Origin of the sequence: Paraburkholderia sp. UCT70, assembly GCF_050434085.1 — a bacterium.
Taxonomy (GTDB): domain Bacteria; phylum Pseudomonadota; class Gammaproteobacteria; order Burkholderiales; family Burkholderiaceae; genus Paraburkholderia; species Paraburkholderia tuberum.
Map to the genome: position 1 here is coordinate 1,297,707 of NZ_JBNPVZ010000003.1, position 15,095 is coordinate 1,312,801.

The following is a 15,095-nucleotide window of genomic DNA, read 5'->3' on the forward strand; positions in this document are numbered from 1 at the left end:
GCGCCGTCTTACACGCTGTCTTTATAACGTACGTACTGTTATTTTCTCTGGAGAGCCTGATGTCCGAACGATTTTCGCGTCGCCAATTCCTCCATCGTGCCGCCGCGGCTGCAGCCATGGTGTCGATTGGCCTGCCCCGCTTTGCGATGGCCGCCGGGCTCACGCTTGACGACATCAAGAAGGCCGGCGTGCTGCGCATCGGCTGCGAAGCGACCTATCCGCCGCTGACCTATCGCGACGCGAGCGGCGCGATGATCGGCTACGACGTGGATCTCGCCAACGCGTTTTGCCGCAATCTCGGCGTCAAGGCGCAGTTTATCGACACGGTCTGGTCGGGTGTGATTCCGTCGCTTTACACGAAGAAGTTCGATCTGGTGATGAGCAGCCTGAGCTACACGGCCGAGCGCGAGAAACACGTGGACTTCTCCGTGCCTTACGTCGAGGCCTCGCAGGCACTGCTGATTCGCGCGGCGGATCTGAAGAGCGTCGCCAGCCTCAGCGGCATGAACGGCAAGGTGCTCGGACTCAAGCTCGGCTCGCCGGGTCAGATACTCGAACCGAAGCTCGATGCGCAACTGAAAGCAGCGGGCGGGGCGGGTTTCAAGGAAGTAAAAACCTTTGACGACCATCCGGCCGCCTATATCGCGCTGGCAGAAGGCAAAGTGGACGGCGTGCTCAACACATTGCCGACGCTTTCGCTCGTTCTGAAGAATGCGCCGGGCAAATACGCTATCGTCAAGGGCATCGGCGCGGATAACTGGGCAGGCATCGCAGCACGTACGGATGACACTGCGCTGATCGGCTTCATTGACCAGCAGCTGCGCAAGTTCAGAACAGACGGCACGTTGCATACGCTGCAGCAGAAGTGGTTTGGTTTCGACATGAACTTGCCGGATGCGATTCCGGTGCTGTCCTGAGAGCGCGGCGTCCATGGACTGGAGCATTATCGTCATGGCGTTGCCGATCCTCGCGGTCGGCCTGCTCGCCACGCTGAAGGTTTGCCTCGCGGCCATCGCGATTGGCATCGTGCTCGGCTTCGCGCTGGGTTTCGGTGCGCTCAGCCGCTTCAGGGCGGTTCGCATCGCCATACTGGCGTATGTAGATTTCGTGCGCGGCACACCGCTGCTCGTGCAGATCTTTCTCGTCTATTTTGCGCTGCCCGTCATCGGCATCAACTTCAACGAGTACTGGGCCGGCGTCATCGCGCTCAGTCTGAACGCGGGCGGCTTCATCTGCGAGATCGTGCGCGCCAGCATGCAGTCGGTCGATCGCGGCCAGACTGAAGCCGCGCAATCGATCGGAATGCGTCACGGCCAGATCGCTCTGCACGTGCTCTTCCCGCAAGCGTGGCGGCGCATCCTGCCTCCGCTCACCAACGAACTGATCTCGTTAATCAAGGGCTCGGCGCTGCTGTCCGCGATCTCCGTGTATGAACTCACACACGCCGGTCAGGAGATCATCGCAACGTATTTTTCGCCGTTCGAGATTTTCCTGCTGATCGCCCTCTACTACTACGCATTGATCTCGGCGCTGGCGTGGCTGTCGCGCTACCTCGAACGGCGACTGCCGCAATACTGACTTCATGAGCTCGGGTTCCCGCATGTCTTCCACCGTTACCGTCTCTGACCTGTCCGCGGCGTCCGCTAAGGACGCCGCCGCGCGCGTGCATGAAGGCGGGGCTGCAACGCTGCTGTCCATAGAAGGACTGCACAAGCGCTTCGGCGACAAGGTCATCCTGCCCTCCGTCTCACTGGACGTCGGGCACGGCGAAACCGTGGTGCTGATCGGGCCGTCGGGTTCGGGCAAGACCACGCTCCTGCGCTGTCTCAACTTCCTGGAAAGACCGGACGGCGGCACGATCCGCCTTGGCGGCCAGCGTATCGGGTTGTCGGAGCAAGGCCGCGCGCTGCCCGAAGCCGAACTGGCGCGGCAGCGCAGCCGCTTCGGCTTCGTGTTTCAGCGCTTCAACCTGTTCGCGCATTTGAGCGCACTGGATAACGTCGCCGCCGGCCCGCAGCGCGTGCGGGGACTCTCGCGCGACGCGGCCCGCGCTCGCGCACAAGTTGCCCTGGAAAAAGTCCACCTCGCGCAGCATGTCAACAAGCGGCCAGCGCAACTCTCGGGCGGCCAGCAGCAACGCGTGGCGATTGCCCGCGCACTCGCGATGGAGCCGCAGATGATCCTGTTCGACGAGCCGACCTCGGCGCTCGACCCGGAACTCGTCAACGAAGTGCTCGACGTAATGCGCGATCTCGCCGCGGCCCGCATGACGATGATGGTGGTGACACACGAAATGAGCTTCGCGCGCAACGTGGCGCATCGGGTGGTGTTCATGGACGCCGGCGCCATCATCGAACAAGGCACGCCCGGCGACGTCTTCGGCCGTCCGCGCGAAGAGCGCACGCGGCGTTTCCTGCAGCACCTGCACACCTGAACTGAACCGGACCACTGGCTGATGACTGCCCCACCTATCGAGCTTGACCTTGACCTGTTGCTACTGGGCGCCACCGTCGTGACGATGGACCCGGCCCAACCGCTGTTGCACGAGGCGGCCATCGGCATTCGCGGCAACCGGCTCGCCTTTGTCGGCCGCGCGCAGGATCTCCCGGTGCGCACACGCACGCGGACCACGCGCCGGCTTGCCGGACGCGTCATCGTGCCCGGCTACGTGAACGTCCATACCCACGCCATTCTGACAATGGTGCGCGGCGTCGCCGAAGACCTGGGCTTCGCGCCCGCCTACACGCCGGGGATTCCCCACGGCCATGACGTGCGCCCAGACGAGGCTATCGCGCTGGCGCGTCTTGGCGCGCTCGAAGCGATGCTGTTCGGCTCGACGCTGATCAACGACAGCTACGTCCACGCCGATCTGACCATGGATGCCATGGCCGACCTCGGCCTGCGGGTGTATTCATGCGGCCGCCTGCACGACGTCGATTTCTCCGGCGTCGCGGACGGACGCTGGGAATACCATGCCGCGACCGGCGAGCGCACGCTCAACGAAGCACTGGCGCTGGCCGGGCGCTGGCATTGCAAGCGCAACGGGCGCACCGGCGTCCAACTCGCCGTTCATGCGCCCGACACCTGCTCCGACGACTTTCTGCGTCTGATCGCCGAGGCGGCACGTACGTATGAGCTCGGCGTGACGACTCACCTTGCGCAAAGCCGCACCGAAGTCAACGTGGTGAAGAAGCGTTCGGGCAAGAGCCCCGCGCAGTTGCTAGACGAGGTCGGGCTGCTGCATGAAAGGCTCGTGGCAGCGCACTGTCTGTATCTGGACGACGACGACATCGCACGCGTCGGACGGGCCGGCATCACGGTGGCGCACATCCCCAAGGGCAACGCGACGGGCGGCACGATGGCGCCCACGCCGCGTCTGCGCGCCGCCGGCGCGCGCATTGCATTAGGCACCGACAACATGCACGCGGATATGACCGAGGTCATGCGCTGGGCGCTGGCCATCGCGCGCATCCAGTTGGGCGAAGTCGCCGCGGACTGGCAACCCGCCGATGCGCTCACCATGGCGACGCACAACGGCGCGCACGCCATGGGGCTTGGCGACGAACTCGGCTGCCTCAAGACAGGCTGGCTCGCCGACCTCGCCATATTCGATTTCCAGCGCGCCCATCTGACTCCGCACCCCAATCCGTTGGGCACGCTGGTGCACACGGGACTTGGGCGCGATGTCGAGATGGTCATCGTGGACGGGGAGATCGTGGTGGACGGCGGCGCCCCCATCCGTTGCGATGCCGATGCCGTCATCGCGGCTGGAAAGCACGCCGCCACGCAACTATGGAAAAGGGCCAGCGCATGAGCACCCCGCACACTGTCGTTTCACAGTCGAAGCACGCCGCAGCGGGCGCCTACCTTGCAGCCTCGCAAGCACGCACCTTGCAAACCGGTGCCGCCGTGCAGATGCGCGGCATCCAGCATCGTTTCGCCGCCGTGCCGGTGATCGAAGACGTCACGCTTGAAATCGCCGCAGGCGAACTGGTTGCGTTGCTCGGCCCATCGGGCTGCGGCAAGAGCACCCTGTTGCGCATCCTTGCCGGTCTGCAGGTTCAGTCCGAGGGCGAAGTGCATATCGGCGGGCAACGCGTGGACGGCCTCGCGCCACGCCAGCGCGGCGTGGGCATCGTCTTCCAGAACTACGCGCTGTTTCCGCACATGACGGTCGCCGCCAACGTCGCCTACGGTCTCGAAGCCAACGGCGTCGCGCGTCGGGATGCTGCTCAGAAGGCCATGCAGATGCTGGAGATGGTGCGCATGGAGGCATTTGCGAAACGCTATCCGCGCGAGTTGTCGGGCGGTCAACAGCAACGCGTCGCACTGGCCCGCACGCTTGCCGTCGAGCCGCGCATCCTGCTGCTCGACGAGCCGTTTGCGGCGCTGGACAAAAACCTGCGGCTCGATATGCAGATCGAAATCCGCCGTCTGCAGCGCGAACTGAACATCACGACCGTGATGGTGACTCACGATCAGGAGGAGGCCATGAGCATGGCCGACCGGATCGCGGTGCTCAATCGCGGGCGGCTCGAACAATACGACCCGGCGGTCGCGATCTACGATCAGCCCGCAACCCCCTTCGTCGCCACCTTCGTCGGCACGGCGAATCTGCTGCCGGTCACCTTGCGCGTGCACGGCAACCAGTGCCTGGCGACCTTCGACGATGGCACGGTGCTGACCGTTGCCCAGCCCGGCCCGTGGCGCGACACCGGCGCGGCGCTGCTGGCGGTTCGCCCCGAGCAATGGGCGTGGCAGTTGCCGCAGCCCGGCGACAGCGCGCGTCAGCTGCTGGCTACAGTGCAATTGGCGATGCCTATCGGTCCCACGCTGGTGGTCGATCTGCAGACCGATGCCGGACAGACCGTGAAGATTTCCGTGCCACGCGCAGAGGGTGCCGACTTGCGCCCTGGCATGCGCGTCGCGCTCGATTTCAACCCGGGTGCGCGAGTGCGCACGTTCAAGGCAGCGCAATCCAATACCGCAGGTGTTTAGCGCATGGTCACGATCGTCCTGGTCCAACCTGCCGCCCGCTTCGTTATCGCCGGTTCATCCTGTTTAACTATCCATCCAGAGGTTCTATGTCGCTGATCGATCACCAACGTCGCAAGCTCCTGCAACTGATGGGAACAGCGGGGGCTGTCGGCCTGTCGCTAGGCAGCCCGCTTGCCATGGCCGCGTCCCAATCCCTCGCCGCCACCACGTTTCCCGGTGCGTGGGAAGAGTCGCAACGCAAGATCCTGTTGCCCGCGTTTCGCAAGGCTGCGGGCGTGAGCGCCGTGCTCACCGCATCGCAAGCGGTCGATACGCTGACCAAGTTGGTGGCCGCGCGCAACAACCCGCCGTTCGACGTGGTCATGATGGACGAGGGTCCCTACCTGCAGGGCATCGCGCAGGGCGTGTTCGAACCCATTCCGGCAGCCCGGGTGCCGAACCTGGCGAATCTGCCCGCGCGCTTCGTCGACCCGAAGGGTCTGGGCGTCTATGTGTCCGCGCAGGTCTATGGCATCGCGTACAACACGGAGCGCGTGAAGACCGCGCCGAAATCCTGGAATGATCTGCTCAAGCCGGAATTCAAGGGCCGCGTTGGCCTCGTGAGTCTCGACTCCACCTTGGGCACGGTATGGATGGTGGCGCTCGCCAAGATGCTGGGCGGCGACGAGGATCATATGGACCCGGCCTTCGATTACATCAAGCGGCTGATGCCGAACGTCGGCGCGGTTGCCGCCAATCCGGGCGCACTCGGCACGCTGTTCCAGCAAGGTCAGGTGGATATTGCCTGCCACTACATCAACAATGTGGAATCGCTGAAGGCCAAGGGCGTGCCGGTGGCGCTCGCGCGCCCCGCAAGCAACTGGGGCATGGTGCGCAGCACGATGAATATCGTGAAGAACACCCAGGCGGCAGATCTCGCCGCGGCGTATATCAACACCGCGTTGAGCGTCGAAGTGCAGCAGCAGATGACGAGCGCGCCCTACTACGTCGCGCCGACCAACACGAAGGTGCCGTTTGGTGCGGCGCTCGCCGCTGTCGCTCATAACGCCAATGACATGACGTCGTTCGTGCAGGTCGACTGGGCACGCATCAATCCGCGCCGCGCTGAATATATCGACCGGTTCAACCGTCTGGTCAAGGCCTGACGCATCATGAACGCGAATCACCGGATGCCGCGCGACTGGCTGCTCGTGCTGCCACTGGGCCTGTTCTTCATCGCGTTTGTGGGCGTGCCGCTGTTGCTCGTCGCGCTGATCAGCCTGCACAACGACACTGCCATGACGCATTTCGGCTTTCGCCAATACATGGTCTTCTTTGGCGACAGCTATAACCGCGGCATCCTCTGGCAAACGCTCTGGCTTGGGGTCGCGACCACGCTGGTGACGATCGTGCTCGGCTATCCGGTCGCGCATCTGTACGTGGTGAGCCCGCCGCACTGGCGGCGTGTGCTGATCGTGCTGATCCTGCTGCCGCTTCTGACCAGTTCGGTGGTGCGCACGTTTGCGTGGGTCGTCATTCTCGGCAATGAAGGGCTGGTCAACGCGCTGCTGATGGCGCTCGGGCATTCGGGCCAGCCGGTTAAGCTCCTGTACACGCCGCTGGCGGTGATCCTCTCGCTTGCGCAGATCGAATTGCCGTTGATGGTGTTGCCGGTCGTCACCACGCTCACTTCGCTCGACACGCGCTTGCCCGAGGCGTCGCATGCGCTGGGCGCCAGCAGCTGGCGCACCTGGTGGAAGATCACCGTGCCACTTGCGATGCCGGGTCTGCTCAGCGGAACCTTGCTGGTGTTTACCGGCGCGGTCAGTGCGTTCGTGGTTCAAACCCTGGTGGGGGGCGGGCAGCTGATGTACATGCCGTTCTACATCTACGAACAGGCCATCCAGACGCAGAACTATCCGTTTGCGGCGACGCTTGCCGTGATTCTGCTGGTGAGCGTGCTGCTCGTGGTGACCTTGCTCAACTATTTCGGCCGCAAGACCAGAGGGTTTGTCCATGGCTAATTCCACGCTTGCCGCGCCGGGCGTCATGCCGGCGCACGGCACCCAGCCGGGTCGCCTGTCTTTCAATGCAGTGATGGGCCTGATGGGCGGCATCGGGCTGATGATGCTGATCGGGCCCACGCTGATCGTACTGGCGACGTCGCTCACGTCGGGCTACTCGCTGAAGTTTCCGCCGCCGGGACTGTCATTGCGCTGGTATCAGGCGCTGATCTTCGATTCGCCGGAGATCATCGACGACCTGCTGTTGAGCCTGAAGCTCGCTGCCGCCGCGACCGCCTGCGCGACCGTGCTGGCGGTCGCCGCCGCGGTGACGCTCGCGCGCCGCCGCACGTTCTCTGCGCGACTGCTCGATTCGTTTTTCATGGCGCCGCTGACCATTCCGTCGCTGGCGCTGGGGTTGGGTATCCTGATCCTGTTCAACCTCGAAAGCGCGGGGCTCTCGTTCTACAGTCTGCTCGCCGGACATATCGTGCTGTGCGCACCGTATGTGCTTTACACGACGTCGGCCAGTTATGCGCAGCTCGATCCCGCGCTGCTCGACAGCTCGACATGCCTCGGCGCGGGCGGCTGGTTCACGTTTCGCCGCGTCGTACTGCCGGAGTTGGTGCCAGGCATTGCGTCGGGGGCGTTCATTGCGTTCATGAATTCGTTCGATAACGTCGCGCTGTCGCTGTTCCTGTCGGACGCGCGATCTGAAGTGTTGCCCATCCACCTGTGGCATATCATCGAGGACAGCCTCGACGTGCGGGCGGCCGCCGCCTCGGGTGTGCTGATTATCGCCACCTTGGTTTCCATGCTGCTGATGGAGCGGCTCGCCGGCTTGTCGCGGCAGTTTCGCTAGCCGCCGCAGTCAACCCCTTCCTTCGATCAGTCAGAAACCGTGCGCAAGATACTCTCCAACGTCAGGGCACTACACGGCACCGAACAGCGTTATGAGCCGCGACGCGTCGACGTCGTGATCGAAGGCGAGCGCATCGCCGCTATCGTGCCGGGCGGCAGCGCGACCGACGGCGAATGCATACCGCTCGACGACTGCCTGCTGGTGCCGGGGCTCATCAACGGCCATCAACATTCGCACGAGCATTTTCACAAGGGACGGCTCGAAAACCTGCCGCTCGAGTTGTGGATGCACTACGTGCGCGCGCCGCGCCCCGTGAAGCTGACGCCGCGCCAAATCTATTTGCGAACGTTGATTGGCGCGCTCGAATCGCTGCGCAGCGGCACAACCACGCTCGTCGACGACGTGAGCCTCGGTCAGGCCATTGACCCCGCCGCCGTCGACGCCATCTTCCAGGCATACGAGGACGCGGGGATTCGCACGCTCGTGGGGTTCTCGATGATGGATCGCGCGATCGTCGATAACTTCCCGGAGGTCGACAGCATTTTCCCGCCCGCGCTGCTTGCGCAACTACGTGCGCAGCCGCGGCCCTCTCCCGATGCGTTCTTCGCGCTGCTGGAAAGCGAGTTGGCGCATCGCCATCCCCAGCATGATCGGGTGGGCATGCTGATCGCCCCTTCCGCACCGCAGCGCTGCACGCCGGAATTTCTCGCGCGTTGCCGCGAATTCGCCGACACGCATGATCTGCCGGTCATCATCCACGTTCAGGAAACGCGCCTGCAGGTGGTAACGGCGCAAGCCTTCTACGGCAAGTCCATGGTGATGCGCCTTGCCGAACTGAAATTTCTGCGGCCAGGCACGTCGCTGATCCACGCGGTCTGGTTGTCGGATGCTGAGATCGCGAGTCTGGCTCAATCGGGTGCGAGCGTTCAGCACAATCCATGGAGCAATCTAATGCTCGGTTCGGGCATTCAACCAGTGCGAGCGCTGCTCGATGCGGGTGTCAACGTGAGTCTCGGCTCCGACGGCTGCGCGTCGACGGTCACCGCCAATATGCTCAACGTGCTTGGCAGCGCCGCAGCGGTGTCGAAGATACGCGGCGACGATTATTCGCGCTGGTTGTCCGCGGCTGAAGCGCTGCATGCGGGGACAATTGGCGGCGCGACGGCGCTCGGACTAGGCAGCAAGCTCGGTGCAATCAAGCCGGGTTATAGCGCCGACCTGGTCGCTTACCGGACTGACGCGATCAGCTTCACGCCGTTAACCGATCCGGTGCGGCAACTGGTGTATGCCGAGCGCGGCGCCGCTATCGACAGCGTGTTTGTTGCGGGCGAGGCAGTCATGCGCAAAGGACGACTCACGTGTGTCGATGAAGGCGCGCTGCTTCGGGAGATCAACGCCGCTTACCATGCGCTGGGCGCGGAGTTCGACCTCGCGGATGAATCCGTCGCGCCGCTGCGCGCGGAGATGGAGAAGGTCTACGCGCGCGCCCAGCTGCTGCAGGCCGACTGGCAACCTCATACAGCGAAGCTGCCCGGTTGACGGTGCGCTTGCGGACGCGATAGATATGGAGCGCGAAGAGTGCGCGACCGCGTCGGCGTATGAACGCTCGCGTCACTCACTGCCATGAAATTGCTGCAGCAGATCGAGAAATAGGTCGAGCCCACGCGTTCGCGGCCGCGATATCTCGGTGATCGCGCTGATCCTGTTCTCGAAGAGCGGACCTTCGGGCACCTTGACGAGCGCGTGCCGCTTTGCGAATGCGGCTGCATAGAATTGCGGCAACAAACCGACATAGTGCCCGGACAGCGTCAGCATCGCGACCGCTTCAAGACCCGACGCCGTCGGCCCGCGCTGCATACCGAGCGTGTTGAGGGCCTCGTGCACGAATGGTTGCGATCGATAGACGAGCGGCAGCGTCGCCGCATCCCGCAAACGGCGGCGCGCCACGTACAGCTGCTGACGCTCGATGAACAGCGGCAGATAGTGAAAGCCCGCTTCGCGCCGATACATCCCGCGAATCGCCACCTGCACGCGCCGCTCGCGTATCGCGAGATCGAGTTCGTTGAAGGTCATCACGCGCAATTCGACGTTCACGTCCGGCGCGTGCTCCTTCAGCGCGGCGAGCGCCTCGGGCAGATGACAGCCCTCGTCGCTGACGATGTGCTCGACCATGCCGATCGATAGCGTACCGGACAACACGCCGCGTACCGCGTCGATCTCTGGACGAATGCGCTCTAGCGACTTCAGCGCCTCACGCGCGAGATCGAGTGCGACCTTGCCAGCATGCGTGAGCACGAAGCCGGACGGCCCTCGCTCGCACAGCCGCGCGCCGAGCGTTTCCTCGACGTCGCGGATATGGCGGCTGATCGATGCCTTCGACATGTTCAGCTGTTTCTCGGCGGCGGCGAAACCGTTCGCCTGCGCGACCGCGCAGAAGATCCGCAGCGAGCGCAAATCGCGTTCGCTGAAGTCGGGACGGGTCGCGGCTGCGGCTCGTTGAGTCTGTCGATCGGTCAAGTTGAGGGACCCTAACAACTGGTTGCGGGTTTCTCAAGGCTGCTGAATTTGTCTGAAGTCCTTTGTGGGTATGACTTTCGCCGAGTTCTGCCGGATTTGCTAGAATTGCCGATCTTTGGTGGTCGATAATGGCGCAAAGCCAGCAATGGCAATGGATTCCAACGGAATTGAGCCTCGGGCAGTTCGAACAATTTGTCTTGCCGCACCTCACGGCAAGAAGCCGGGGACCGGCATCCAAACTGACCGCGCACGCCATCTTCAACTACATCCTGAAACTGCTTTACCTGGGTTGCCAATGGAAGGCACTGCCGATTGCAATGGATCGGCACGGCAGGCCGGAGATCCACTACACGAGCATCTATCGGGCCTTTCGCCGCTGGCAGGCATGCGAATGTTTTGACGCTGTCTTCCTCGCGTCGGTCGTGCGGCTTAGCCACGACCAATTGCTGGACACCAGCATCATCCATGGCGACGGTACCACGACGGCGGCGAAAAAAGGCGGCGACAACATTGGCTTCAGCGGCCACAAGCACATGAAGAGTGACAAGGTCGTTGCCAAAGGCTGCATACCCGTTGGCATGCGGTGTACGAATGACACGGCGGTGTGGGGCTGTTTTTCTCCTGAACCGAGATCTCCGAAGTGACCGGTCGACAGCGGCTTGCTAGACGGGAGATAGTCAATTCGATCGAAGGAGATGACCTCTTTCGTATTCTTTGGAGTGATGTAACTAGCGGCTCGTGCTGCTCAATGGGTAGCTTGCTGAACAGACGATTTTCCAGAACCATTCGGCCCGACCAGAATCGTCACGTTGCCTAGCGGAACCGTAGCTTTTTCGATGGTCTTAAAGTTGGAAATCGTAATCTCTTTAAGTTTCGTCCAGTCACCAGCCTTCACCCTATTGGGTCGAACCAAAGACTTCTCTTCTGCCAGGTTTCGGATACCTTGCAACAGTCGAGCAAGTCCTGGCTGGTACCGTTGCTTCGTAAATTTTGAAGCCTTGTTATGGCGTCCGCCTTCAGTTGATCCATTTTCTTAGTAAATGTGAAATTTTGACTACGGCTGGAAATCGTCGATTGTAACGCTCGGGGAGAAAACCGACCCCGGTCGTTGGAATGTCAATGTATGGTCGACTCCGCGTTGGGCGCGCCGCTCAGCGCGCATCAAACAATTCACGTGACTTCAACGACGGCGACCCCGTATGATCGACGCCGAATTGAGGAGACCATCAGACCATGAGAAAACCATCAAAACCTCACGTAATCGCCGAAACGCAAAGCGATGGCAGCGTAAAGCTCACCCCCATGTGGGCTTGGGTCCGGGCGCATCCGGGGAGCAGCCGGTGTGACCTCGATGATCCGAATACCAACACGCACAAGATCCGCGACGATTTCCGCAGGCAAGGCTGGGACGTCGCCGATCTCGGCAATCAGGTCCGCATTACGCCGCCGGAATCGGCAGAACACGTCGCCGAAGTGCTGGGGGTTATCGGCCACGACGAAACGACTCTCGAAGACGAAGATATTGAGGGCGCGTGGTTCGCTTTGGAGCGCGAGTTGCAGGCGTTTGTCGCGGGCAATCTCGCCGCGATCGACGTAGGCGGCAAGCGCCTAAAGCTGTATTCGGATGAACGCGGTAGCGGCATCGAATATCCAACCGGTGTCGGCGACATCGACATCTTGGCATGCGACGAAAGCGATGGCGCGCTTGTCGTGTTCGAATTGAAGCGGGGGACGTCGCCGGATCGCGCTGTGGGCCAGCTCGCCCGATACATGGGTTGGGTCAGGATACACCTCGCCAATGGACGCCCTGTGCGTGGCGTGATCGTCGCCCGCCAGACGAGCGAGTACCTGCGATATGCGATGGTCGCCGTGGCGGAGGTGTCCGTGTACGAATACAGCGTCAAATTTGCGCTGACGCCCGCGCGCGCGCCCGGCGCAGAGTAACGGCCCCATGGATCGATCTGGTACCCAGCTTAGTCGGCTCGGCGCGGGACCGCTGGCAGCAGCGTCGCTCGGAGTGTTTAGGTTGGCAGGACGGAAACGTAGAAGCGCTCAGCATCTCGCAAGTGCAGTGCCACCCGTGGGCGGATGACCGCAAACGAGCAAACCCCACGGACGCTTGCCGACCCGTTGCCGTCCTTCGACCCAGCGCGGCTCTGGCGGCCGCTTCCAAGGGCGGATTCAACCGGTCGATGCAACACAATGAACGTCGCATGAGCGGCGGGAGTGTTGCAAATGAAACAGAGGCGCCGGATCTATTACAGCGAAAGCCAGAAGGCATTGATGTGGGAACGCTGGCGCAAAGGCGAGTCGTTGCAGCACATCGCCCAGCTATTTGACCGCAATCATTCGTCAGTACAGGGAATTCTGGCGCAAACTGGAGGAATCCAGCCTGCGCCCCGCCAGCGATCCAGGCTGGCGCTCACGCTTGCCGAACGCGAGGAGATTTCGCGAGGCCTCGTCGCGGGTGATTCGATTCAGGCAATCGCCCGGCGGCTGTCGCGGTCACCGTCCACGGTCTGTCGCGAGATCAAGCGCAACAGTGGGCAGGCCGACTATCGGGCCAGCCACGCCGACCAGCTGGCATGGGATCGGTCGCTGCGCCCGAAAGTCTGCAAACTGGTCGAGCACCGGAAGCTGGCTCATATCGTGGCCGACAAGCTCCAGTTGCAGTGGTCGCCCCAGCAGATTGCTGGATGGCTCAAACGCGCCTGGCCAGGCAACGAGGACTACCACGTGTCACACGAGACCATCTACCGCAGTCTTTTCATTCAAGCACGGGGTGCACTGAAGAAAGAACTGCTAGAGCATCTACGGCGCACCCGGGCCATGCGTCGCTCGCGCCATTACACGCAGAAAACGGACGATCACGGCAGGATCCGCGAAGCGGTATCAATCAGTGAACGCCCCGCCACCGTGGAAGATCGCGCGGTGCCGGGACACTGGGAAGGCGATCTCCTGTGTGGCAGTGGCGGTAGCCAGATTGCAACGCTTGTAGAGCGTCAGACGCGCTATGTGATGCTGGTGAAGATCGCCAGCAAGGACAGCGAAACAGTAGTCAATGCGCTGATCAGACATGCTGGGAAGCTGCCGAAGGAACTGTATAAATCGCTTACCTGGGATCGGGGATCAGAGATGGCGAACCACAAGCAGTTCACCATTGCCACCGACATTGCCGTGTACTTCTGCGATCCGAAACACCCCTGGCAACGTGGCTCGAATGAAAACACCAATGGCCTGTTAAGACAATACTTCCCGAAAGGCATCGATCTGTCGGTCTACTCACAGGCCAAACTCAATGCCGTGGCTCGAAGGCTGAACGAGCGTCCAAGGAAGACGTTGGATTACGAAACGCCGGCTGAACGGTTCCATCGAACTATTGCATCGACCGGTTGAATCCGCCAGGTACAACGGCCATTCGGTCGGTCGCATTAGCTGGCTGGTGGTCTGCCTAAGCCGTCACTCGCAGATGCGCCATAAGCAGCGAGATGAAACGACTGCTTGGGCCTCTTCAATCTCCAGCAAATGATCGCGGTTTCGCAAAGGACGATTCAACCTCGCGAAGCTCGGTCTCAGAAATCCCGCTGCGCCTGCCGTCTGGAATGCGGCGTTCGCAAAAGGGCCTGTCGATCTTGTAATTTCCGATTCACGGCCGATTAATTTGCCAAGTTCATCATCCGTCCAACGTGAACGCAACCGAAAATCGTCAGGCAATGCTGTCTTTGCAAACTTGCTCTGCCGATCTTGTAATTTTCGATTCCGACCGATTCCGGGGACACAAAAATGACACTCCTAAAGAGGCTTTTTGGCAATAACTGCAAAAAGAAGGAAAAAACTTTGGCTGGCATTAAGCGCCGGGCGAAGGTCGGAGTCACAATCACCCTGGTCTCATCTCAACTCAAGGCTAATGACATGCTACTTCCTGATGAAATCAAGGGGATTGCGCGCCCGATCAAAAGCGTTCAAGCAAACGGCGTGAGTTTCGATCCCAGTGGCCCTGGTGGGGAACGCAGAGCACAGCTCATCTGGCCGGATGAACCACAGGACAAACAAGGTTCTCTGAGCTTGATAGCAAGCCCTCACGGAACTCTGGCGGGCTTCCTTGATGATGACACTTTCATCGTGGACGACATGATTTTCTACAACACCTACCGGATAGCGGATTGATCGATGGCTGACAAAGACTCGCTCGAAATCTTCACCTAGTACCAACTACTGCGCTCGTCGGCTGCAACAGTTCGATCTTGCAACGCTTGTGAGCCTTCTATGCGCCGGTGCGGGAACCGATCTTCCTCAGATAACGTGAAATATTTCTTCTCGGCTCCGTGTCGTTCTAACCACGCTCTTACTTCATCGGCGGTCGGCGGCGCCGCGCGCTCCATGTCCCCGCGATGTGCATCTGGTTCGTTGTGCCTACGCGATCGCCAATCAGTGAATCACGTACCCGGAGTAGCGCGGACAGCGTGTGCTGCGATTCCGTGTTTGGCGTCACAGATCGAATGGCTGGTCGTGAGGCGGCCTGGCAGATTGCTTCGGCGTCGACAAAATCGTTCTTGTTAGCCTTGACGAAAGGCCGTACGAATTGCGATCAGTTGCTGGCGCGATACCTTCCTGCGAAACGCCGCTATGCCAGACTTGTCCTGGCCGTGGAGCGGAAACGAACGTTTGCCGAGATCGATTCCAACGAGTGCCACATCTTGCATCGCTTGATTCTCCGGTTGATGAACCCGTCCAGC

General features: G+C 61.6%; 15 protein-coding genes and 1 pseudogene. 13 read left to right on the forward strand and 3 right to left on the reverse strand.

Annotated features, from left to right (window positions below; translation table 11 throughout):
- Window positions 1–59 precede the first annotated feature (59 nt).
- The 9 genes from OKW41_RS23895 to OKW41_RS23935 all read left to right on the forward strand — a co-directional run bounded on the left by OKW41_RS23895 (window position 60) and on the right by OKW41_RS23935 (window position 9,381).
- Window positions 60–917 (forward strand): transporter substrate-binding domain-containing protein, encoded by an 858-nt coding sequence (locus OKW41_RS23895; protein ID WP_429447730.1) that lies wholly within the window; start codon window positions 60–62, stop codon window positions 915–917.
- Window positions 918–930: 13 nt separating this feature from the next.
- A complete protein-coding gene (locus OKW41_RS23900) occupies window positions 931–1,578 on the forward strand; it encodes an amino acid ABC transporter permease (RefSeq protein ID WP_018421907.1) in 648 nt (215 codons plus the stop codon).
- A 22-nt stretch (window positions 1,579–1,600) separates the two neighbouring features.
- Complete coding sequence (locus tag OKW41_RS23905; protein WP_429447728.1) at window positions 1,601–2,434, forward strand: amino acid ABC transporter ATP-binding protein; 834 nt, start codon at window positions 1,601–1,603, stop codon at window positions 2,432–2,434.
- A gap of 21 nt (window positions 2,435–2,455) precedes the next feature.
- Window positions 2,456–3,814 carry an amidohydrolase family protein gene (locus OKW41_RS23910; RefSeq protein ID WP_429574162.1) on the forward strand — a complete coding sequence of 453 codons (1,359 nt, stop codon included), beginning with the start codon at window positions 2,456–2,458 and terminating at the stop codon, window positions 3,812–3,814.
- Window positions 3,811–4,998 carry an ABC transporter ATP-binding protein gene (locus tag OKW41_RS23915; RefSeq protein WP_429574163.1) on the forward strand — a complete coding sequence of 396 codons (1,188 nt, stop codon included), beginning with the start codon at window positions 3,811–3,813 and terminating at the stop codon, window positions 4,996–4,998. Before OKW41_RS23910 ends, OKW41_RS23915 begins: the two co-directional genes overlap by 4 nt.
- Window positions 4,999–5,084: 86 nt before the next feature.
- On the forward strand, window positions 5,085–6,143 hold the full coding sequence (locus tag OKW41_RS23920) for an ABC transporter substrate-binding protein (protein WP_429574164.1): 1,059 nt from the start codon (window positions 5,085–5,087) through the stop codon (window positions 6,141–6,143).
- A gap of 6 nt (window positions 6,144–6,149) precedes the next feature.
- Window positions 6,150–7,001, forward strand: a complete 852-nt coding sequence (locus OKW41_RS23925; RefSeq protein WP_429574165.1) for an ABC transporter permease — start codon at window positions 6,150–6,152, stop codon at window positions 6,999–7,001.
- Window positions 6,994–7,842: an ABC transporter permease gene (locus OKW41_RS23930; RefSeq protein WP_429574166.1), complete on the forward strand. Its 849-nt coding sequence runs from the start codon at window positions 6,994–6,996 to the stop codon at window positions 7,840–7,842. The genes OKW41_RS23925 and OKW41_RS23930 overlap by 8 nt, the downstream gene beginning before the upstream one ends.
- A gap of 39 nt (window positions 7,843–7,881) precedes the next feature.
- Window positions 7,882–9,381: an amidohydrolase family protein gene (locus OKW41_RS23935; RefSeq protein ID WP_429574167.1), complete on the forward strand. Its 1,500-nt coding sequence runs from the start codon at window positions 7,882–7,884 to the stop codon at window positions 9,379–9,381.
- Window positions 9,382–9,453: 72 nt separating this feature from the next.
- Here OKW41_RS23935 and OKW41_RS23940 read toward each other — a convergent pair whose 3' ends face one another.
- Entirely contained in the window at window positions 9,454–10,359 is a 906-nt protein-coding gene (locus OKW41_RS23940; protein WP_429574168.1) for a LysR family transcriptional regulator, read from the reverse strand.
- A gap of 128 nt (window positions 10,360–10,487) precedes the next feature.
- Between OKW41_RS23940 and OKW41_RS23945 the strand changes: the two genes are divergently transcribed.
- Complete coding sequence (locus OKW41_RS23945) at window positions 10,488–11,003, forward strand: transposase (RefSeq protein WP_429574169.1); 516 nt, start codon at window positions 10,488–10,490, stop codon at window positions 11,001–11,003.
- Window positions 11,004–11,104: 101 nt separating this feature from the next.
- Here OKW41_RS23945 and OKW41_RS23950 read toward each other — a convergent pair whose 3' ends face one another.
- The gene (locus tag OKW41_RS23950) at window positions 11,105–11,254 is read right to left on the reverse strand and encodes an AAA family ATPase (RefSeq protein WP_429574376.1); all 150 of its coding nucleotides are present in this window, start codon (window positions 11,252–11,254) and stop codon (window positions 11,105–11,107) included.
- Window positions 11,255–11,592: 338 nt separating this feature from the next.
- Between OKW41_RS23950 and OKW41_RS23955 the strand changes: the two genes are divergently transcribed.
- The 3 genes from OKW41_RS23955 to OKW41_RS23965 all read left to right on the forward strand — a co-directional run bounded on the left by OKW41_RS23955 (window position 11,593) and on the right by OKW41_RS23965 (window position 14,526).
- Window positions 11,593–12,303, forward strand: a complete 711-nt coding sequence (locus OKW41_RS23955; RefSeq protein WP_429447712.1) for an endonuclease NucS domain-containing protein — start codon at window positions 11,593–11,595, stop codon at window positions 12,301–12,303.
- 291 nt (window positions 12,304–12,594) lie between these two features.
- Window positions 12,595–13,755, forward strand: a complete 1,161-nt coding sequence (locus OKW41_RS23960) for an IS30 family transposase (protein WP_429574170.1) — start codon at window positions 12,595–12,597, stop codon at window positions 13,753–13,755.
- Window positions 13,756–14,142: 387 nt separating this feature from the next.
- Window positions 14,143–14,526 (forward strand): hypothetical protein, encoded by a 384-nt coding sequence (locus OKW41_RS23965; protein WP_429447710.1) that lies wholly within the window; start codon window positions 14,143–14,145, stop codon window positions 14,524–14,526.
- Between the two features lie 226 nt (window positions 14,527–14,752).
- On the opposite strand, the pseudogene OKW41_RS23970 reads toward OKW41_RS23965, so the two are convergent.
- Window positions 14,753–15,062 (reverse strand): annotated as a pseudogene (locus tag OKW41_RS23970) (IS110 family transposase); the annotation flags it as partial.
- Window positions 15,063–15,095 lie beyond the last annotated feature (33 nt).